Source organism: Sphingomonas naasensis, from assembly GCF_004792695.1.
Lineage (GTDB): Bacteria > Pseudomonadota > Alphaproteobacteria > Sphingomonadales > Sphingomonadaceae > Sphingomonas > Sphingomonas naasensis.
Window position 1 is genome coordinate 819,200 of the sequence record NZ_SRXU01000001.1, and the last position, 20,987, is coordinate 840,186.

The 20,987-nt window shown below is 68.6% G+C and carries 17 protein-coding genes; 9 read left to right on the forward strand and 8 right to left on the reverse strand.

Going from position 1 to position 20,987, the window contains the following annotated elements:
• Positions 1-9 precede the first annotated feature (9 nt).
• From kdpB to E5A74_RS03830, 4 genes are all read right to left on the reverse strand, one after another.
• Positions 10-2,025: a potassium-transporting ATPase subunit KdpB gene (kdpB, locus tag E5A74_RS03815; RefSeq protein ID WP_135982902.1), complete on the reverse strand. Its 2,016-nt coding sequence runs from the start codon at positions 2,023-2,025 to the stop codon at positions 10-12.
• Between the two features lie 11 nt (positions 2,026-2,036).
• Positions 2,037-3,740, reverse strand: a complete 1,704-nt coding sequence (gene kdpA, locus E5A74_RS03820; RefSeq protein WP_135982903.1) for a potassium-transporting ATPase subunit KdpA — start codon at positions 3,738-3,740, stop codon at positions 2,037-2,039.
• A gap of 11 nt (positions 3,741-3,751) precedes the next feature.
• Positions 3,752-3,841: a potassium-transporting ATPase subunit F gene (locus E5A74_RS03825; RefSeq protein ID WP_135982904.1), complete on the reverse strand. Its 90-nt coding sequence runs from the start codon at positions 3,839-3,841 to the stop codon at positions 3,752-3,754.
• A 109-nt stretch (positions 3,842-3,950) separates the two neighbouring features.
• Positions 3,951-4,169 carry a hypothetical protein gene (locus E5A74_RS03830; RefSeq protein WP_135982905.1) on the reverse strand — a complete coding sequence of 73 codons (219 nt, stop codon included), beginning with the start codon at positions 4,167-4,169 and terminating at the stop codon, positions 3,951-3,953.
• A gap of 329 nt (positions 4,170-4,498) precedes the next feature.
• Here E5A74_RS03830 and E5A74_RS03835 point away from each other — a divergent pair, with 329 nt between their 5' ends.
• Both E5A74_RS03835 and E5A74_RS03840 read left to right on the forward strand, forming a co-directional pair.
• A complete protein-coding gene (locus E5A74_RS03835) occupies positions 4,499-6,646 on the forward strand; it encodes a TonB-dependent receptor (RefSeq protein ID WP_420822481.1) in 2,148 nt (715 codons plus the stop codon).
• Entirely contained in the window at positions 6,646-7,722 is a 1,077-nt protein-coding gene (locus E5A74_RS03840) for a PepSY-associated TM helix domain-containing protein (protein WP_135982907.1), read from the forward strand. Before E5A74_RS03835 ends, E5A74_RS03840 begins: the two co-directional genes overlap by 1 nt.
• Here E5A74_RS03840 and E5A74_RS03845 read toward each other — a convergent pair.
• Positions 7,719-8,330: a TetR/AcrR family transcriptional regulator gene (locus E5A74_RS03845; protein WP_135982908.1), complete on the reverse strand. Its 612-nt coding sequence runs from the start codon at positions 8,328-8,330 to the stop codon at positions 7,719-7,721. The genes E5A74_RS03840 and E5A74_RS03845 overlap by 4 nt on opposite strands.
• A 163-nt stretch (positions 8,331-8,493) precedes the next feature.
• On the opposite strand from E5A74_RS03845, the gene E5A74_RS03850 reads away from it, so the two are divergent.
• From E5A74_RS03850 to E5A74_RS03875, 6 genes are read left to right on the forward strand one after another with little or no spacing between them, the layout of a single operon-like run.
• On the forward strand, positions 8,494-9,102 hold the full coding sequence (locus tag E5A74_RS03850) for a CerR family C-terminal domain-containing protein (RefSeq protein ID WP_166745589.1): 609 nt from the start codon (positions 8,494-8,496) through the stop codon (positions 9,100-9,102).
• Positions 9,099-10,106 carry a secretion protein HlyD gene (gene hlyD / locus E5A74_RS03855; protein WP_135982910.1) on the forward strand — a complete coding sequence of 336 codons (1,008 nt, stop codon included), beginning with the start codon at positions 9,099-9,101 and terminating at the stop codon, positions 10,104-10,106. Before E5A74_RS03850 ends, hlyD begins: the two co-directional genes overlap by 4 nt.
• A gap of 5 nt (positions 10,107-10,111) precedes the next feature.
• A complete protein-coding gene (locus tag E5A74_RS03860; RefSeq protein ID WP_135982911.1) occupies positions 10,112-11,836 on the forward strand; it encodes an ATP-binding cassette domain-containing protein in 1,725 nt (574 codons plus the stop codon).
• Positions 11,833-12,960 (forward strand): ABC transporter permease, encoded by a 1,128-nt coding sequence (locus tag E5A74_RS03865; protein WP_135982912.1) that lies wholly within the window; start codon positions 11,833-11,835, stop codon positions 12,958-12,960. The genes E5A74_RS03860 and E5A74_RS03865 overlap by 4 nt, the downstream gene beginning before the upstream one ends.
• On the forward strand, positions 12,960-14,069 hold the full coding sequence (locus E5A74_RS03870; protein ID WP_135982913.1) for an ABC transporter permease: 1,110 nt from the start codon (positions 12,960-12,962) through the stop codon (positions 14,067-14,069). Before E5A74_RS03865 ends, E5A74_RS03870 begins: the two co-directional genes overlap by 1 nt.
• Before the next feature lie 3 nt (positions 14,070-14,072).
• Positions 14,073-15,470 (forward strand): efflux transporter outer membrane subunit, encoded by a 1,398-nt coding sequence (locus E5A74_RS03875; protein ID WP_135982914.1) that lies wholly within the window; start codon positions 14,073-14,075, stop codon positions 15,468-15,470.
• Between the two features lie 141 nt (positions 15,471-15,611).
• On the opposite strand, the gene E5A74_RS03880 is transcribed toward E5A74_RS03875, so the two are convergent.
• Positions 15,612-16,310 (reverse strand): FadR/GntR family transcriptional regulator, encoded by a 699-nt coding sequence (locus tag E5A74_RS03880; protein ID WP_240699630.1) that lies wholly within the window; start codon positions 16,308-16,310, stop codon positions 15,612-15,614.
• A gap of 220 nt (positions 16,311-16,530) precedes the next feature.
• Between E5A74_RS03880 and E5A74_RS03885 the strand changes: the two genes are divergently transcribed.
• Positions 16,531-16,785 carry a hypothetical protein gene (locus E5A74_RS03885; protein ID WP_135982916.1) on the forward strand — a complete coding sequence of 85 codons (255 nt, stop codon included), beginning with the start codon at positions 16,531-16,533 and terminating at the stop codon, positions 16,783-16,785.
• On the opposite strand, the gene nagE is transcribed toward E5A74_RS03885, so the two are convergent.
• Entirely contained in the window at positions 16,778-18,529 is a 1,752-nt protein-coding gene (gene nagE, locus E5A74_RS03890) for an N-acetylglucosamine-specific PTS transporter subunit IIBC (protein WP_135982917.1), read from the reverse strand. The two genes, E5A74_RS03885 and nagE, sit on opposite strands and share 8 nt — an antisense overlap.
• Entirely contained in the window at positions 18,526-20,985 is a 2,460-nt protein-coding gene (gene ptsP / locus E5A74_RS03895; RefSeq protein ID WP_135982918.1) for a phosphoenolpyruvate--protein phosphotransferase, read from the reverse strand. Before ptsP ends, nagE begins: the two co-directional genes overlap by 4 nt.
• Between the last annotated feature and the right edge of the window lie 2 nt (positions 20,986-20,987).

Genomic DNA, 20,987 nt, shown 5'->3' on the forward strand with positions numbered 1-20,987 from the left:
TTCCTGTCCTCAGGCGAGGTTGAGACCGGCGACGATCAGATCGATCGCCTTGATGCCGACGAACGGGGCGATCAGGCCGCCAAGGCCGTAGATCGCGAGATTGCGGGCGAGCAGCGGCCCCGCCGCCATCGGCTTGTAGGTCACGCCGCGCAGCGCCAGCGGGACGAGGCACGGGATGATCAGCGCGTTGAAGATGATCGCCGAGAGGATCGCCGATTGCGGTGAGGCCAGCCCCATCACGTTGAGCACCCCGAGCCCCGGATACAGCCCCACGAACATCGCCGGGATGATCGCGAAATACTTCGCCACGTCATTGGCCACTGAGAAGGTGGTCAGCGCCCCGCGGGTCATCAGCAGCTGCTTGCCGAGCCCCACCACTTCGATGAGCTTGGTCGGATCGCTGTCGAGATCGACCATGTTGCCCGCCTCGCGCGCGGCCTGCGTTCCCGTGTTCATCGCGACGCCGACATCGGCCTGGGCGAGCGCGGGTGCGTCGTTGGTGCCGTCACCGCACATCGCGACGAGCTTGCCGCCCTGCTGCTCCTTGCGGATCAGCGCGAGCTTGTCCTCGGGCGTGGCTTCGGCAAGGAAATCATCGACGCCGGCCTCGGCGGCGATCGCCGCGGCGGTAAGCGGATTATCGCCGGTGATCATCACCGTGCGGATGCCCATCCGACGCAGCTCGGCGAAGCGCTCGCGCACCCCAGCCTTGACCACGTCCTTGAGCGCCACGATGCCGAGCAGCCGGCCGTCCTGCGCCACGGCGAGCGGGGTCTGGCCCGAACGTGCGACTTCGTCGGTGATCCGGCGAAGCTCGGTCGCCGCCGCGGTCTCGCCCACGCCGGGATTGGCGCGCAGCACCGCATCGACCGCGCCCTTCTGGATCAGGCTCCCGGCCGTGCGTATCCCCGAAATGCGCGTCTGTGCGGTGAACGCAATGATCTCGGCATCGGCGGGCAGTGCGTCTCGCGACTGGCCATATTTGCCATGGCTCAGCGCCACGATCGAGCGGCCCTCCGGCGTCTCGTCGGCGAAGCTCGCGAGCAGCGCGGCGCCGGCGAGCGTATCGATCGGCACGCCGGCGAGCGGGCGAAACTCGCTCGCGGCGCGGTCGCCGATCGTGATCGTCCCCGTCTTGTCCAGCAGCAGCACGTCGACATCGCCCGCCGCCTCGACCGCGCGGCCCGATTTGGCGAGCACGTTGAAGCGCACCAGCCGGTCCATCCCGGCGATGCCGATCGCCGATAGCAGCGCCGCGATCGTCGTCGGGATCAGGGTGATCAGCAGCGCCGCGAGGATCGCCACCGGGATGTTGCCCCCGGCATAGCTGGCGAAGCCCGGAATCGTGGCGACGGCGATCAGGAAGATGATCGTGAGGCCGACCAGCAGAACGGTCAGCGCGATCTCGTTGGGCGTCTTCTGCCGCTCGGCGCCCTCGACCAGCGCGATCATCCGATCGAGGAATCCCTGCCCGGGCTCCTGCGTCACGCGCACCTTGATCCGATCCGAGATCACCCGCGTGCCGGCGGTGACCGCCGAGCGATCGCCGCCTGCCTCGCGGATCACCGGCGCGCTCTCGCCGGTGATCGCGGCTTCGTTGACGCTGGCGACGCCCTCAACAACCTCGCCATCGGCGGGGATCAGATCGCCGGTGTCGACGAGGACGATCTGGCCCTTGTGGAGCTGCGCGGCGGGAATGGTCTTGCCGTCGGCCAGCTTCGCGGTGAGCTCGGACTTGGCGGCGCGCAGCGAAGCGGCCTGGGCGCGTCCGCGCCCCTCGGCCAGCGCCTCGGCGAAGGTGCCAAACAGCACCGTCAGCCACAGCCAGACGATCAGCTGGAGCTGGAACGGCACCGACAATGCGTCGCCGCCGATCGCCAGCAGCACCGTGAGCAGCAGCGCCACCACCGCGGTGGTGAACAGCACCGGGTTCTTCACCAGCTCGGCGGGGTTGAGCTTGCGGAACGCGTCGCCGATCGCCGGGCCGATAAGCATCGCCGAGAACATCGAGGTTGGAGTGGTCATGGGAGATGCCTTCAGAAGAGCTGGCCGTGGATCATCGCGAGATGATCGGCGACGGGTCCGAGTGCGAGGCTGGGCAGGAAGGTCAGCCCGCCGACGATGAGGATGATCCCGACGAGCAGGCCGATCCACAGCGCGCCGGTGGTCGGGAACGAGCCCGCGGTCTCCGGCGTGTGCTTCTTCGCGGCGAGCGACCCGGCGATGGCGAGGACGGGGACGATCACGAAGAACCGCCCGATCCACATCGCGATGCCGAGCAGCGCGTTGTAGAAGGGCGTACCCGCGCTCAACCCGGCAAAGGCCGAGCCATTGTTCGCGGTCGCCGAACTGAACGCGTAGAGGATCTCGGTGAAGCCGTGCGGTCCCTTGTTGAGCGGCCCGGCCAGCCCCTGCGGCAGCACCGCGGCGAGCGCGGTGAAGCCGAGGATCGACAGCGGCAGCACCGCGATCGCCAGCACCGCCAGCTTCACTTCGCGGCTCTCGATCTTCTTGCCGACATATTCGGGCGTGCGGCCGACCATCAGCCCGGCGACGAACACGGCGAGCAGAGCATAGAGCAGGAAGCCGTAGATCCCCGCGCCGACGCCGCCGATGACGATCTCGCCCAATTGCATGTTGAACAGCGGGATCATCCCGCCGAGCGCAGTGAAACTGTCGTGCATCGCATTGACCGCGCCGCACGAGGCCGCGGTGGTGACGACCGAGAACAGGGCGCTCGCGGCGATGCCGAAGCGGACTTCCTTGCCCTCCATATTGCCGCCCGCGGCGCCGAGCTGGTGGAGCATCGGATTGCCCGCCGCTTCCTGCCAATAGGTCACGCCTGCGCCGGCGACGAACAGGATCAGCATCGCCGCGAGGATCGCCCAGCCTTGCCGCGGATTGCCGACCGCCTTGCCGAAGGTCCAGGTCAGCCCGACGCCGATCGCGAAGATCGACAGCATCTCGACAAGGTTGGTGAGCGCGCTCGGGTTCTCGAACGGATGCGCGCTGTTGGCGTTGAAGAATCCGCCGCCATTGGTCCCGAGCATCTTGATCGCTTCCTGCGAGGCGACCGGGCCCAGGATGATCGTCTGCTTCACGCCCTCGAGCGTGGTCGCGTCGACCGTGCTGAGAAAGGTTTGCGGCACCCCGCTCGCGATCAGCCACAGCGCATAGACGCAGCAGATCGGCAGCAGCAGATAGAGCGTGACGCGTGTCACATCCGCCCAGAAATTGCCGAGCGTCCCCGTGCTGCGCCGGGCGAACCCGCGGAACAGCGCGAAGGCGACGGCGATGCCCGTCGCGGCGCTGAGGAAATTGTGGATCGTCAGCCCGAGCATCTGGCTGAGGTTCGAAAGCACGACCTCGCCCGAATACCATTGCCAGTTGGTGTTGGTGGTGAAGCTGATCGCGGTGTTGAACGCGCCGTCCGCGCCCAGCCCGGTCAGCCCGCGCGAGTTCATCGGCAGCACGCCCTGCAGCCGCAGCACCGCATAGGTGAACAACAGCAACGCGAGGTTGAAGAACAGCAGGTGCAGCGCGTAGCGGCGCCAGCCCATCTCGGCGGCGGGATCGATCCCGGCGAGCTTGTAGAAACCGCGCTCGATGGGCCCGAGCACGACATGCAGCGGCGTCCGCCGCCCTTCGTAAAGTGCGAACAGCCACAGCCCCATCGGCTTGGCGAGCGCGACGAGGATGGCAGTGAAGACGAGGATCAGCGTCCAGCCCTGGAGCGTCATGGCAGGTGCTTTCAGAAACGCTCGGGCCGGACGAGCACGGCCACGAGATAGAGGAGCAGGCCCAGTGCAGTGAGCCCGGCGAGCGCGAGGTGGAGAGTCATCGCCGCCGCCTCACGCATTGTCGCAGAGGCGGATGAAGGCGAGCGTCAGCAGGAAGAGCCCCGCCACCCCCGCGAGCCAGATGAAGTCGGTCACGATCTTTGTCCCCTGTCATGGCGTGAAATCGAAATGTCGGCCCGGCACCGGAAGCAGCCGGAACAGCGCCGGTCCCTCGAACGCGAAAGCGAGCCCGAGACCGAGCGCGGCGACCGCCAGCGCGGCGACCGCGAATTCGAGCGGCCCGGGTCCGTGCGCGCCGCCGAGCGCGCGGTGCAGCCACCAGGAAGCCGTCCCGCACAGCCCGAGCAGCGCCGCGCCGAACCCGTGCAACAGGCATTCCGCGCCCCAGCAGCGCTCCCCCGCTTCCAGACGATGCAGACTCGCACGCACTCGCTTCGCTCCGGCTGCCGATGGCGAGCGACATGGTGCCGAGGCGGGTTAAGCTTCCACGGGGAAGATCGGGCACGGCATAAGCAAAGCGTAAAGACCGCCGCTCAGGCCCATCCCATTGCGAACGTTTCGCACCTTCTCGCATCGCAATTGCAACTGACTTGCAATAACCCCGCGCCACGCCTACCGGGCTGCGCGTGAGCGAAAGGGTAAAGATGCGTTCGAAAGATTACCGGCGACCGCTGCTCGCGGGTGTCGCGCTGCTGCTGATGATCCAGCCCGCCTGGGCACAGACGGAGCCGCCCGGGGAAGACCCGGCACAGGATTCCGGAGCCGGCGACGAAGTGGTCGTCACCGCGGCGCGCTCGGTGCTGCCGCCCAGCGCGCTGCCGCTAACCATCGACATCATCGACAAGGCGACGCTCGACCAGCAGATCGCGATCTCGGGCTCGGTCACCGACGCGGTGTCGACTCTCACCCCCAGCTTCTCCCCTACCCGTCAGAAGCTGTCGGGCGCGGGCGAGACGCTGCGCGGCCGCTCGCCGCTCTATGCGATCAACGGCATCCCGCAATCGACTCCGCTGCGCGACGGCAGCCGCGACGGCTTCACGATCGACGGCTTCTTCGTCGACCGGGTCGAGCTGATCTACGGCTCGAACGCGCTGCAGGGCATCGGCGGCACCGGGGGCATCGTCAATCAGGTTACCGTCGGCGCGCCCAGGACCGAAGGGCTCACCGGCCGCGTCCTGCTCCAGGGCACCGCCGACAGCGACTTCCACAAGGATGGGCTGGGCGGCAAGGCCGCGGGGCTGGTCCAGTACAAGGCCGGCCGTTTCGACGCGAGCGTCGGCGCCGCCTATGACCGGCGCGGTGTGTTCTTCGACGGCGAGGGCCGCCGCATCGGCCTCAACCTCACGCAGGGCGAGACGCAGGATTCGCGCAGCTGGTCGCTGTTCGGCCGCTTCGGCTACGAACTCGGCGAGACCGCGCGGATCGACTTGATCGCCAGCCGCTTCCAGCTCGACGGCGACGGGGATTTCGTCGCGCTTCCCGGCAACCGCGCGCTCGGCATTCCCACCAGCGCCGTCAAGGGCACGCCTCCGGGCGAGCCCGCCGCCAGCCGCACCGAGAGCCTCGCGCTGTCGCTCACCGACACCAGCCTGTGGGGCGGCAATTTCGTCAGCCAGATCTTCTGGAATCGCACCCACGACACCTTCGGCGGCGAGCTCGCGCCGATCGCCACCTTCCAGGATCCGGTAATCGCGCCGGTCGGCACGTTGTTCGACCAATCGGAGAACCGCTCGCGTAAATATGGCGGCAAGATCAGCTATGAGCGCGGGGTCCCCGGCTTCGAGGCGCTCACTGCGATCATCGGCTTCGACGCGCTCTGGGACTCGACCGAGCAACGGCTGATCGCCACCGACCGCATCTGGGTGCCACCCGCCGATTTCCGCAGCCTCGCCCCGTTCGGCCAGCTCAACCTCGCATTGTTCGACAAGAAGCTCCGCCTCGCCGGCGGCGTGCGCTGGGAAAATGTCGCGATCCGGATCGACGATTTCCACACGCTCGCCTCGACTACCTATGACGGTCGTAATCCGGCGACCTTCGGCGGCGTCGCGGTCGCCGGCGGCAGGCCGACCTTCCAGGACGCCCTGCTCAATGGCGGCGTGATCGTCGAGCCGATGCCGGGCATCCGCGCCTATGTCAGCTATGCCGAGGGCTTCACCATGCCCGATGTCGGCCGCATCACCCGCGCGATCCGGGATCAGGGCATCAGCCTCGATAATTATCTCGACATCAGCCCGATCGTCTCGAACAACCGCGAGATTGGCCTCGAGGTGAAGCGCGGCCCGCTCGATGCCAGCGTCGCCTATTTCTGGTCGTCGAGCGACAAGGGCCAGCTGCTCATCGCCCGCCCCGACCGGATCTTCGACGTCCAGCGGCTGCGCACCGAGATCGAGGGGCTCGAGATCAATCTGGGGGTGGCGCTGCCGATCCCGGGTGCCCGCGTCTCGATCGGCTATGCCCATCTCGACGGGCGCTACGACAGCGACACGGTGCCCGACGGCAAGGTCGACACCGATCTCGACGGCACCAACATCTCGCCGGATCGGCTCAACCTCGCGGCAAGCTATGTCCGCGGCCCGCTCTCGGCGCGCCTCCAGACGCAATTCTTCCTCTCGCGCAAATTCGATGGCCCGAAGGTCGATCCGCGCAACGATTTCGGCGGCTATGCGATCACCGACGCGACGGTCCGCTATGAGACCGGGATCGGCGCGATCAGCCTGAGCGCGCAGAATCTCTTCGACAAATTCTACATCGACTATTCGAGCGACACCCGGCTGCCGACCGACAATCTCAGCTATTTCGCCGGCCGCGGCCGCACCATCACGCTCGGCTGGGACTATCGCTTCTGATCCGGCTTCTCGACCTTCTCCATCGCTGGACCGGCGGGCTGATCGGTCTCGTGCTGGCGCTGCTCGGCTTGAGCGGCGCGATCCTAGTCCACAAGGAGAGCTGGATCGCGCTGCCGCACGCCGGGGATGCGCTGGTCCGCGATCCCGATGCGATCGCGCGCGCCACCGCGAAGCTGCTCGCCGAGCCGGGCGCGCAGAGCATCGTCTATGCGGGTGACCGCTTCGGTCTGCACCAGTTGCGCACCGGCGAAGGCGCCGGTCTATACGCCGATCAGACGGGCGAGATCGTCACCCGCTGGTCCAGTCAATGGCAGCGGCCCGAGCTCTGGCTGTTCGACTTCCACCACCATCTCTTCTCCGGTGATGCCGGCGAGACGGTGATCGGGATCGCCGGCCTCGCGGCGCTGCTCTTCGTGATCACCGGTGCGATCCTCTGGTGGCGCACCCGCCGGACCTTCAAGTTCCGCCTGCTCCCGAAGCGGCTGAGCCGCCCGGCGATCGTGATGCACCATCGCGATCTCGGCATCGTCGTCGCGCCCTTGCTGCTTCTCTCGGCGCTCACCGGCACGATGATGATCTTCCGCCCGGTGGCCGAAACCGTGGTCGCGCCGTTCAGCGGCTATGGCATCGTGACGACGTCACTGAAGGCGCCCAAGGTCAAGAGCGGGCCGCTCGCGCCGCGCCTCGACTGGGCTCCGATCCTGCGCAGCGCCCACGCACGCTTTCCCGACGCAACGATCCGCATCCTCGCGCTGCCGCGCAAGCCCGGCGAGCCGATCACCATCCGGATGAAGCGCGCCGGCGAATGGCTGCCCAATGGCCGCACCACCCTGTGGATCGACGCGCAGGACGGCCATGTCCTCGCCGCGCGCGACGCGCTCGCGCTGCCCAGGGGCGCGCAGGTCTTCAACGGCGCCTATCCGCTCCACGCGGCAAAGGTGGGCGGGCTCGGCTGGCGACTGGTGATGACGGTCTCGGGCCTTACGCTGATGCTGCTCGGCTCGCTCGCGGTGTGGAGCTTCTGGTTCAAGCGGCCGAAGCCCGCCCGCGCGGCGCAGCGGCCGGTGCGCGCCTAGCGCGTCGGCCAGACGGCGAGGCTGGTCTCGACCAGCCGTTCGAGCTCCTCGCGGCTGGCCCCCGCCCCGGCCTGCAGCGACAGGCCCTGGAGCAGTGCCCCGAGATAGGCCGCGAGCCCCTCGGCATCCATGTGATCGGGCAGCTCGCCCGCTTCCTCGGCCTGCTCGAAGCGTTTGATCAACGCCTCCATCGACGATTTGCGCCGGGCGATCACTTCGTCGCGGATCGATTCGGCCTCGACCCCGCAGGCGACCGAGCTGATCACCCGCAGGCAGCCGCGCGGCTCGCAATCGCTCGCCTGCATCTCGAGCGCGCCGCGCAGCAGCCGTTCGGCAACGTCGCGCGCGGTCGGCGCGTCGAGCGCCTGCGACATGTAGCAGAGCTTCTCGCGCTCATAGAGGTCGAGCGCCTTGCGGAAGAGCGCCTCCTTGTTGCCGAACGCGGCGTAGAGGCTGGGACGGGTGATCCCCATCGCGTCGGTCAGATCGGTGAGCGACGCACCTTCATATCCCTTGCTCCAAAAGACGCGCAGCGCCTGGGCGAGCGCCTCGTCGACGCAGAATTCGCGCGGGCGCCCTTTCGGAGCGGAGCAGATAGCAAGTTTCATAATGATCGGTATATAATCACAAAGTGTGGAAAAATCACTAGTATTAACGCGTAGTCGGACAAACGGGTGCGAACCGCCAGCGTTAAAAGGGGTTGCAGCTGGAAATATGCAAGCCTATGCACTGTTCGTTCGAACGAACGACGGGGCAAACATGGTCTCGACGATGCTTCTCGACACCGCGATCGACCAGTTCGGACGCTACGGATTCGATGGCGCGAGCACGCGCGAGATCGCGCGCGCCTCGGGCACGGCGATGTCCTCGATCACCTATCACTTCGGCGGCAAGCAGGGCCTGTATCTCGCCGCGGCGGAGCATATTGCCGCATCGATTCGCGCGTTGCAGAGTGAGAATGTCGCGCGCGCCGTCGCCGCGGGGCGGGAATCGCGCACGGCGGCGATCGAGGCGCTTGCGACGATTCTGGACGGGTACGCCCAGATGATGCTGCGTCCCGAGACCGAGGCCTGGTCACGCTTCATCATCCGCGAGCAGCAATTCCCCACCGAGGCATTCGATCGGCTGTTCAGCCGGGTGATGCAGCCGGTGCTCGACGCGTTCATCGAGCTGATCGCACGCGCGCGCCCCGATCTCGCCCCGCGCGAGGCAGTGGCGATGGCGATCCTGCTTTTCGGCCAGGCGATGGTGTTGCGCGCGGGCCGCGCCGCGGTGTGCCGGGCGCTGCAGGTCGAGCAGATCGACGAGGAAACATCCCGATTGTTGCGTGCGCGCCTGCGCGCCAACATGCTCTGCATTCTTTCGGAGAAGCCGCAATGAACCGACGCCGCCTGATCGTGCTCGCCGTCGTCGTGGTGCTCCTGCTCGTCGGGATCTTCACCCGCGGCTTCGGGCTGATGCCCGGGCGTCCCGAGACCGAGCTCAGCCTGTTCGGCAATGTCGATATTCGCGAAGTCGATATGGGCTTCCGCGTCGGCGGCCGGATCGCCGCGATCGGAGTCGACGAAGGCGCGCGGGTGACGAGCGGCCAGCTGCTCGCGACGCTCGACACCGCGACGATCGAGAGTCGGGTCGCCGAGGCCGATGCGCGGGTCGCGCAGGCGCAGGCGGGCTACGACAAGGCGCGCAACGGCGCCCGGGCGCAGGATATCGGGCAGGCACGCGCTCGCGTCGCCGCAGCGCAGGCGGTCTATGACAACGCCCAGCGCGACTATGCCCGGCGGCAGGCGCTGGTCGAGCCCGGCGCGATCAGCCGGGGACTCTGGGAGCAGACCCGCGCCGACCGCGACCGCGCCGCTGCCCAGCTCGCCGAGGCCCGTCAGGCGCTGTCGCTACTGCAGGCGGGTACGCGGCGCGAGGACATCGAGGCCGCGGCCGCCGAGCTCAAATCCGCGCAGGCGGCACGGACCAGCGTCACCACCGATCGCTCGGACACGCGGCTCGTCGCGGCGAGCGCGGGCACGGTGGTCACGCGGGCGCGCGAACCCGGCGCGATCGTCCAGCCGGGCGAGACCGTGCTGACCCTGTCGATCGATCGGCCGATGCGCGTGCGCGCCTATGTCGCCGAGACCGATCTCAGCCGGGTCAGCCCGGGCATGAAGGTGCAGGTCACCGCCGACGGCAATCCGAAAACCTATCGCGGGACGATCGGCTACATCGCGCCGCGCGCGGAATTCACTCCCAAGTCGGTCGAGACCGAGAATCTGCGGACCGACCTCGTCTATCAGGTGCGCGTGATCGTCGACGATCCCGACGATGCGCTGCGCCAGGGCCAGCCGGTCACCATCCGCGTCGTCGGCGCCCGCCCGCGCCACGAGGACTGAGCAGGATGGACGGGCCCGTCGCCCGCACCACCGATCTGGTCAAGCGCTTCGACGCGCTGACCGCGCTCGACGGCGTGTCGATGGCGATCGAACCGGGCAAGGTCACCGGGCTGGTCGGCCCCGACGGCGCCGGCAAGACCACCCTGATCCGCATCCTCGCCGGGCTGATGGCGCCGAGCGGGGGCGAGGTCGAGGTGCTGGGCGCGCCGGCGGGGCAAAAGCTCGACGATCTCGGCTATATGCCGCAGCGCTTCGGGCTCTACGAGGACCTGTCGGTGATCGAGAACCTCACTCTCTATGCCGAGGTGCGCGGGCTGCCCAGGGCCGAGCACAAGGAGAGCTTCGACCGGCTGCTCGACTTCACCGATCTCGCGCGCTTCCAGGATCGGCTGGCGGGCAAGCTCTCGGGGGGCATGAAGCAGAAGCTCGGGCTCGCCTGCGCGCTGGTCAAGGCGCCCAGGGTGCTGCTGCTCGACGAGCCCGGCGTCGGCGTCGATCCGATCTCGCGCCGCGAGCTCTGGGCGATGGTCGGCGACCTGACCGATCAGGGGATCGGGGTGCTCTGGTCGACCGCCTATCTCGACGAGGCCGAGAAGTGCGACGCGGTCTATCTGCTCAACGAAGGCAAGTTGCTGTTCGACGGGCCGCCAGGCGATCTGACCGGCAAGGTCGGCGACCGGGTGTTCCGCGTCACCGGCTTCAAGGACCGCCGCCGCCATTTCCTCACCCGCACGCTCGACCGCGATGAAGTGATCGACGGGACGATCCAGGGCCGATCGGTGCGGCTGCTGATGGCCGAGGACGCGCCTGCCCCCACCCCGGAATCGCTCGATGCCGCAGGCGGTACGGTCGAACCCACCCCGCCCCGCTTCGAGGATGGCTTCATCGAGCGGCTCGGCGGCGGCCCCAAGGGCACCAGCGCGCTCGCCGAACGCTATCGCGACATCCCCGAGAACGACCAGTGCGCGATCACGGCCGAAGGACTGACCAAGCGCTTCGGCGATTTCGTCGCGGCGAGCGACATGCATTTCGAGATCCCGCGCGGGCAGATCTTCGGGCTGCTCGGGCCCAATGGCGCGGGCAAATCGACCACCTTCAAGATGCTGTGCGGGTTGCTCACCCCGACCAGCGGCAGCGGCGCAGTCGCCGGTCACGACCTGCGCCGCTCGCGCGCCGATGCCCGGGCATCGCTCGGCTATATGGCGCAGAAATTCTCGCTCTACGGCGATCTCAGCGTCCGCCAGAATCTGGATTTCTTCGCCGGCGCCTATGATCTCGACCGCAAGACCGCCGAACGTGCGATCGCGGCGATGATCGAGATCTTCGAGTTGAAGGGAAAGCTCGACGTCAATGCCGGCACCCTCCCGCTCGGCTTCAAGCAGCGGCTCGCGCTCGCCTGCGCGGTGATGCACGAGCCGCCGGTGCTGTTCCTCGACGAGCCGACCTCGGGGGTCGATCCGGTGACGCGCCGCGAATTCTGGACGCATATCAACGGGCTGGTCGAGAAAGGCGTGACCGTGCTGGTCACGACCCATTTCATGGACGAGGCCGAATATTGCGACCGCGTCACCCTGATCTACCGCGCCGAGCAGATCGCCACCGGCACCCCCGATGAATTGAAGGCACAGGCGGGCAAGCTCGCCGGGCTCGACGACCCGACGATGGAAGACGCCTTCATCGCGCTGATCGAGGAATTCGACCGCAAGCGCGAAGCGAAGGAAGCAGCATGAGCGGCTTCTCCCCTCGCCGCCTCGCCGCGCTCGTCCGCAAGGAAGGCGCGCAGATCCTGCGCGACCCTTCCACCTTCCTGATCGCCTTCGTGCTGCCGATGATCCTGCTCTTCCTGTTCGGCTATGCGGTGTCGCTCGACACCAGCCGGACGCGGATCGGTCTGGTGCTCCAGGATTCGAGCGCCCCCGCGCTGCGGCTGGCGCAGGCCTATCAGACCTCGCCCTATTTCGAAGTGACGATGGCGCGGACGATCCAGCCGATGCGCGAGAAGATGGTCGGCGGCGACTTGCGCGCGATCATCGTCATCCCGTCCGATTTCGGCGCGGGCGTGAAGCGCGGCCGCCCGCCTGCGATCCAGATCATCACCGATGGCTCGCAGCCCAACACCGCCAATTTCGCCGCAGCCTATGGCGAAGGCGTGCGCGCGCAATGGGCGGCCGCCGAGGGGCTCGAGCGCAATCCCGGCGCCGCCGGCCCGCCGGTCAGCCTGTCGGCGCGCTTCTGGTATAATCCCGAGCTCAAGAGCCGCTATTTCCTCGTCCCAGGATCGATAGCGATCGTGATGACGATGATCGGCACCTTGCTCACCGCCCTGGTCGTCGCGCGCGAATGGGAACGCGGCACGATGGAAGCGATGATGGCAACGCCGATCACGATGGTCGAGTTCATCGTCAGTAAGCTTTTGCCCTATTACCTCCTCGCGCTCTGCTCGATGGCGATGTGCACCGCGATCGGCATCTGGGCGTTCGGGGTGCCCTTCCGCGGATCACTGCTCACCCTGTTCGCGATCGCCTCGGCCTTCCTGATGCCTGCATTGGGCCTCGGCCTGTTCATCTCCTCGGCGACCAAGAACCAGTTCGTCGCCAGCCAGATCGCCACGCTCGCCGGCTTCCTGCCGACCTTCCTGCTTTCGGGCTTCATCTTCGAGATCGCGTCGATGCCGTGGCCGATCCAGGCGATCACTTATATCGTCCCCGCGCGCTATCTGATCCCCTCGCTCCAGACGGTGTTCCTCGCCGGCGATCAATGGGGGCTGATCCTCCCCAATATTGGCGTGATGCTGGGCTTCGGGCTGTTCTTCTTCACGCTGTCCTTCCGGGTCACCCGCAGGAGCCTCGACTGATGGGACGCGGGCTGAGCCGCCTCTGGGCGATGATCGTCAAGGAGATGCTGGCGGTGCTGCGCGATCCCAAGTCGCGCGTCGTGCTGGTCGTCCCGCCGATCCTCCAGCTCTTCATCTTCACTTATGCGACGACGCTCGACGTCACCAATGTCGATATCGGCCTGCTCGATCGCAGCTCGGGCGCGCATTCGGTCGAGCTGGTCCAGCGCATCTCGGGCAGCCCCAATTTCCGCGACATCCGCACCTTTCGCTCGACCGACGAGCTGCGCGCGGCGATCGACAACCAGAAGGTGATCGCCGCGATGGTGATCGACGAGGATTTCGATCGCAAGCTCGCCTCGGGCCAGCCGGCGACGATCGGGCTGGTGCTCGACGGCCGTCGCTCGAACGCGGCGCAGATCGTCTCGGGCTATCTCACCAACATCGTCGGCGGGCTCGGCGCCGATCTCCAGCCGCGCGGCGCTGCGGGTGGCGGCAGCGTCGTGACCAACTGGTACAATCCTTCGCTCGACTATATCTGGTTCACGCTGCCCTCGCTGGTGGCGATCATCACCTCGGTTGCCGGCCTCGCGATCACCTCGCAATCGGTGGCGCGCGAGCGCGAGATGGGCACGTTCGACCAGCTGATGGTCTCGCCGCTCAGGGTGCACGAGATTCTGATCGGCAAGATGGTGCCGCCCTATCTGCTCGGCATGTTCAACGGCAGCCTCTATCTGATCCTCGCGCCCCTCGTGTTCGGGGTGCCGTTCAAGGGCTCGCTCGCGCTCTTCTTCCTCTCGCTCAGCGTCTACATGCTCGCCTTGATCGGGCTGGGCATGCTGATCTCGGCGGCGTCCAAGACGATGCAGCAAGCATTCCTCGGCGTGTTCCTGATCATGACGCCGCTGATCCTGCTGTCGGGCTATGCGAGCCCGATCGACAACATGCCGGGCTGGCTCCAGACCGTCACCTATATCGATCCGGCGCGCTATTTCCTGATCATCGTCCAGGGGCTGTTCCTCAAGGCGATGCCCGCCACCGCCGTGTTCCACCAGCTCTGGCCGCTCGTGCTGATCGCCTGCGCGACGCTCTCCGCGTCGGCATGGCTGTTCCGCGCGCGCATGGAGTAACCGATGCCCCGCCTGTCTCTCCTCGCTCTGCCCCTGCTGGCCGCCGGCTGCACCGTCGGCCCCGATTACCAGCGCCCCGCGCCCACGGCGGCAAGCCAGTCGCCGTGGCTCGAACCCGGCGCGCCCGGCGCGGTCGACCTCGCCTGGTGGGACAGCTTCGGCGACCCCGAGCTCTCGGCGCTCGTGCACCGCGCGCTGACGAGCGCGCCCGATTTGAAGGAAGCGGAGGCGCGGCTCGCCGAAGCGCGCGCCAATCGCGACGCCGTGGCGGGCGGGCGACTGCCGGGCGTCGAGGCCAAGGGCTCGGCAACCGAGAACCGGCTCAGCGAGAACGGCCAGCTGCCGATCGGCAACATCCCCGGCGTCGATCGCGAGTTCCGGCTGTTCGATCTCGGATTCGACGCGAGTTGGGAGCTCGATTTCTGGGGCCGCCGCACCCGCCAGATCGAAGCCGCGAACGCGCGCGCCGAGGCGGCGCTGTTCGGCCAGCGCGACGTGATGCTCACCCTGATCGGCGAAGTCGCACGGAGCTATTTCGATCTGCGGGCGGCGCAGGCGGATGCCGCCAGCGCGCAGGCCCTCGCCACCGCCGACGCCGAGCTCGCCCGGCTCACGCGCCTCCGCGTCACCGTGGGCGAATCTTCGCAGCTCGAGCTCGAACGCGCCGAAGCAGCCGCGCGGACGAGTGCCGCCGCGATGCCCGATGTCGAGGCGCGCGCCGCCGCCGCGGCCTATCGGATCGCGACCCTCGTCGGCGCCGCGCCCGAGGAAGTCGCGCCCCGCTTGCGCCAGCCCGCGCCGTTGCCCGCCAGCCCCGACCGGATCCTTGTCGGAATCCGCTCCGACCTGCTCGAGCGCCGCCCCGACATCCGCCGCGCCGAGCGCGAGCTTGCCGCCGCGACTGCGGATATCGGCGTCGCCACCGCCGATCTGTTCCCGCGCTTCAGCCTGTTCGGCAGCATCGGCCAGCAGGCGCGCACGCCCGGCGACCTGTTCGCGGGGGAAAGCACCCGGCTGCAGATCGGCCCGAGCTTCTCATGGCCGATCTTCTCGGGCGGGACGATCCGCGCCCAGATTCGCGCTGCCGACGCCCGCGCGCAGGGTGCCGCCGCGCGCTACGAAAAGGCCGTGCTCGGCGCGCTGGGCGACAGCGAGGCGGCGATCAACCGCTTCCTCAACGCGGGCGCCGCCGAAGCCGAGGCCGGCGCCGCGCTCGAGCGCGAGCGCGCCGCCTATGCTTTGGCGGAGAAGCGCCAGGCCAGAGGCGAGGACGACCGCCTCACCCTGCTCCGCGCCCGCGAGTCACTGCTGGCGTCGGAGCGGCGTGCGGATCAGGCACGCGCCGCCAAGGGCCAGGCGGCCGTGGCGCTGTACAAGGCGCTCGGCGGCGGCTGGCGCTAAATCAAAATCCTCCCTCGCGCAGCGGGGGAGGTGTCAGCGAAGCTGACGGAGGGGGCCCTCCTCGATCGACGACTTTGCGGAAAGGCCCCCTCCGTCGCCTTCGGCGCCACCTCCCCCGCTGCGCGAGGGAGGATTATCCTATCAGGGCATCAGCCGCTTCCGCCCCTGCGAGAGATGCCAGCGCATCGCCAGCGCCGCCCCGTCGGCATCCTGCGCGCGGATCGCTTCGACCACCATTTCATGCTCGATGATCATCGCGCCGATCGCCTCGACCGGCCGCGCGCGCGAGATGTCCACCCCGGCACGGAGGATGCGGTAGATCCCCTCTTCGAGATGGTCGAACGCAGCGACGAAGGCGGGGTTGGCGGTCGCCTCGAAGATCGAGCGGTGGAGCACCCAATCCTCCTCGTGCGCGGGTCCGTTCGACAGCAGCGCCGCGCGCAGCGCGTCCATCGCCCGCTGGATCGTCTCCATCTGCTCGGGCGAGCGCCGCATCGCCGCGAGCCGGCACGCCTCGGCCTCGAGCACGAAGCGCACTTCATAGGTGCCGAGCGTCGCCGACAGCTCGGCCATCGGCATATGCGCGCCGAGCCGTTCCGAGGGCCGGCGCAGGATATAGGATCCGGCGCCGCGCCGGGCTTCGGTGATTCCGTCGGCCGCGAGCCGGACCAGCGCCTCGCGCACCACCGTGCGCGACATGCCGAACATCTCGGCCAGCCGCGGCTCGGAGGGCAGCCGATCGCCGATGCCGAGATCGCCGCCGTTGATGATCTCGACGATCCGCGAATAGGCGCGGTCGGCCAACCGTCCCTCGCCCGCCTGCGATATGCCTGGTGCCAATGGCGCTCCCCTTCCCCCGCAGCAACCTAGCGGTCCCGTGCCAGGCGCGCCAGCCCCGGGTCCGACAGATTGGTTAGACAGATCGTGACCTTTTCGGGCCAATTTGTCCATTGACCTGCCGATTGGGTGCGGCATACTCCAAACCTGTCCAACCGATTCCAAAACGAGCGGCCCCAGAGCCGCAGATCGGTGGCGAAAAAACGGGGACCTGGGAGGGGTTATGGACAGTATGTACGGCGCCGCCGTGAATCTGCCGCCAATGAACGCCTTTGCCGAAGTCTATGTGAACCGGCCCTCCGCGCGCGGCGGACCGGTGACGGCGCTGTTCGGCCCGTTCGGCGATTGCGCCGTCGTGCTGGTGCGCCAGGGCGGCTATGGCGAGGCCGAATGCTGGATCGAGAGCGAGACCGGCCGCGTCTCCTATGCCGATCTGGTCGCCGCCGATCGCGCCGGGCTGATCCAGCGCGCTACCTGACCGGCTGCAGCGCCGCGGCCAGCGCCGCCGTGGCGTCGCCTGCGATCAGGTGCAGCGGCCGCCCGGCATCGGCCGGGATCACCAGCGCCTGAACCCCGCCGCGCGCCAGTGCGGCGCGATCGACCTTCGATACATCGCCCAGCTCGACCAGCAATCGCGTGCCTCGCGCACGCACCGACCGCACATTGCCTTCGCCCAGCGCACGCGCGATCGCCGCAGCATCGAAATCCTGAATGGTCGGTGCAGCGATCGATTGTGCGGCGCCCGGCGCCACGCCCAGGGCAGGCGCGACAGGCGCCACCACGGGTCCCTCGGCGATCGCCGCGCGCACCTCGCCGGCGATCTGGTCGGCCATCGGCCCGAACACCACCTGCAGCGCGCCATTGTCGAGCTTGAGCACGCCGCGCGCGCCGAGGCCACGCAGGCCGGCTTCGTCGATGGCCGCGAAATCGCCCACCACGAGCCGCAGCCGGGTGGTGCAGGCGTCGACGCTGCGGACATTGGCGCTGCCGCCCAGCGCGGCGAGGATCGCCGGCCCGCGTTCGCCGGATACCGGCTGCGGTCCCGGCGCCGGCGCGTCGGTCTCGCGGCCCGGGGTCTTCAGATCCCAGCGCCGGATCGACCAGCTGAACGCGGCATAATAGATCCAGAAATAGACCGCGCCGACGGGCAGCAACAGCAACGGCTTCGTGGCAAGCCCGAAGTTGAGCACATAGTCGATCAGACCCGCCGAGAAGCCGAAACCCAGCTTCACCCCGAGCGCGTTCATCACCACCATCGCGATGCCGGTGAGCACCGCATGGATGGCGTAGAGCACTGGCGCGAGGAAGATGAAGGTGAACTCGATCGGCTCGGTCACGCCGGTAAGGAACGACGTCAGCGCGAGGCTGAGCAGCAGGCCACCGACGGCCTTGCGCCGCTCGGGCAGCGCGTTGCGGTACATGGCGAGGCATGCCGCGGGCAGCCCGAACATCATCACCGGGAAGAAGCCCGACATGAACGCGCCCGCGGTCGGATCGCCCGCAAAGAAGCGCTTGATATCCCCGGTCGCGCCGTTGAAGTCGCCGAGCAGGAACCACGGGATGTTGTTGAGGATGTGGTGGAGGCCGGTGATCAACAACAGACGGTTGAGGAGCCCGAACAGGAACAGCCCGACCGATCCGGCACCGAGCACCCATTTGCTGAGCGTGTCGACACCCGCCTCGAACCATGGAAAGCCGAGCCCGAACAGTGCCGCGCCGAAGAGGCCCGCCAGCCCCGCGACGATCGGCACGAAACGCCGTCCGGCGAAGAAGGCGAGATAGTCGGGCAGCTTGATGTTCGAGAAACGGTTGTAGAGCACGCCGGCGACGATCCCCGACAGGATGCCCGCGGCGACGCTCAGCTTGCTGATCTCCTTGGCCCGCCACGCGGCCTGTTCGAGCGCGGGTGCCGCGGCGATATCGGGCGGAAGCCGCAGCAGCACCTTGGCGCCCTCGACCGCGACCAGATAGGCGACCACGCCCGCCAAAGACGCGGCACCGTGGTTCTCGCGCGCCAACCCGACTGACACGCCGGCGGCGAAGAGCAGTCCGAGATTGGAGAAGATCGCTTCACCCGCCGCCGCGACGAACGGGATGTTCAGCATGTCGGCCTGGCCGAGCCGCAGCAAAAGCGCAGCAATCGGCAGCACCGCGATCGGCAGCATCAGCGCGCGGCCGAGCGGCTGCGCCTTGGCGAGCAGGGTGGCGGGTCGAAAGCTCATGCCAGTGCCTCACGGGCGAGCGCGCGCACTTCGGCGGGAGACGCGGCGTCGCACGCCTTCTCCGCCAGCGCCACGCACGCGTTCATATCGAGTTTGCGGACCACCGCCTTGAGGCCGGGGATCGACGCGGGGGTCGCCGAAAGCTCGGTGATGCCGAGCCCGATCAGGATCGGCGCGGCGAGCGGATCGGAGGCGAGCCCCCCGCACATGCCTGCCCAGCGCCCCGCCGCCGCGGCACCTTTGCCAACTTCGCGAACCAGCCGCAGCACCGCCGGATGCATCGCGTCGACGCGCTGCGAGACCGCCGCGTTCCCGCGATCGGCGGCGAGCGTGTATTGGGTGAGGTCGTTGGTGCCGATCGACAGGAAGTCGGCTTCGCGGGCGATCTGGCCGGCCAGCATCGCCGCCGCGGGGGTCTCGATCATCACCCCGAGTTGCACCGGTTCGGCGATGCCCAGCTCGGCGCGAACCTCGTCGAGCAGCGTGCGCACCGGGCGATAGTCGCCAAGATCGGCGACCATCGGCAGCATGATCCGGCACTGGCCCGCGGGCACGCCGCGCAGGATCGCGCGGAGCTGGAGCCGCATCAGATCAGGCCGGGCGAGGCTGAGGCGCACGCCACGCAGCCCGAGCGCGGGGTTCTCCTCGCCGGCCATCGGCAGATAGGGCACCGGCTTGTCGCCGCCGATGTCGAGCGTGCGGACGATCAGCGGGCGCTCGCCAAGCGTCGCCGCGATCCGCGAATAGGTCTCGCGCTGCTCGTCCTCGTCGGGCGCGGTGGCGCGATCGAGGAACAGGAATTCGGTACGCAGCAATCCGCAGCCTTCGGCGCCCGCTGCCACCGCCGCGGCGGCGTCGGTCACCGAGCCGAGATTGGCAAAGATCTCGATCCGCTTGCCATCGGCCATGCGGCAGGGCGCGTGCGCCTCCGCCGCCTCGCGCGCACGCCGCTCGCGGACGGCGGACAGCCGTTCGCTGGTTTCGGCGAGCGCCTCGGGGCCCGGCTCGATCGTGAGCGTCGCGGCATCGGCGTCGAGGATCAGCGGGGTACCGTCGGCGACCGCAAGCACGCCCTCGCCTGCCGCGACCAGCATCGGGATACCGGCGGAAGCGGCGAGGATCGCGACGTGCGAGGTCGGTCCGCCTGCGGCCGTGGCGATACCCGCGAGATTGACGGTGTCCAGCGCGAGGAACTGCGACGGCAGCAGATCCTCGGCGATCAGGATCGTGTGCGGACGCAGCGCCGGAATGCTCGCCTCCGCCGTACCGAGCAGCGCCGCGATCACCTGGCGTTCGAGGTCCTTGAGGTCGGCGACACGCTCCATCAGCAGCGCGTCGCCGGTCGCCCGGATCGCCGCCGAAGCCTCGACGGTCGCCGCGCGCCACGCGAAGCCGGCGCTGCGGCCCGTGGCGATCTGCGCGTTCGCGGCGGCGAGCAGCTCGGGATCGTCGAGCAGCGCGCGATGCGCCTCGGCGATCTCGGCCGCGGCACCGCGCGCGCCGGCCAGCCGTGCGCTGATCCCGGCAAGCGCGGTGTCGAGCGCAGCGCGCTCGGCTGCGGCATCCTTGCCAAATTCGGGAACCGCCTGATCGGCGGCATGCAGTTGCAACGCCTGGCCGATCGCCAAACCCGGCGAGGCGCAGACCGGACCCTGAGTCACGATCGCAGGCGCCGCGGGCGCTGCCGCGCCTTCCTCGCCCAGCCCCGACAGGATCAGTTCCGCAACCGCCTCCACCGCGGCACGCGCATCCGCGCCGGCGCCGACGATCCGCACGCAGCTGCCCGAAGTCACGCCCAGCCCGAGCAGCGCCACGGTGCTGCGCGCATTGGCGCGCCTGTCGCCTGCGACCAGCGCGACTTCGGCGACGAACGGCCGGAGCGCCGCGGCGATCCGCGCCGCCGGCCGCGCATGGATGCCGTGCGTGGCGGCGACGATCACCTCACGCTCGAACCGCTCGTCGACCGAGGCAGCGCGCGCTGCCTCGCGCGGCTCGGCGCGCGCGATCCGCGCGACGCTCGCCCCGGCCTCGACCAGCCGGCCGGTCGCGTCGAGCGTCAGCACATAGCCTTCGCTGGCGAGCACCACCGGGGTGATCAGCGCCTTGGCCGCTTCGGCGACCGCATCGAGATCGAAGGCGATCAGCGGATCGCCCGCGGCGACGCGCTGGCCGGCCTCGACCCGGGCGTCGAAGCCCTTGCCGCCGAGCGCGACGGTCTCGAGCCCGATGTGCAGCAACAGTTCGGCGCCATTGTCGAGGCGCAGCGTAACCGCATGCGCCGTCGCGGGCACCGACAGCACTTCGCCCGCCGCGGGCGCGCGCAGCAGGCCTTCGACCGGATCGATCGCGAAGCCATCGCCCATCATCCGCTCGGCAAATACCGCGTCGGGCACGCTGTCCAGCGGCGCGAGCCAGCCCGCAAAGGGCGCGACCAGAGTTACACTATCGCCGATCATAC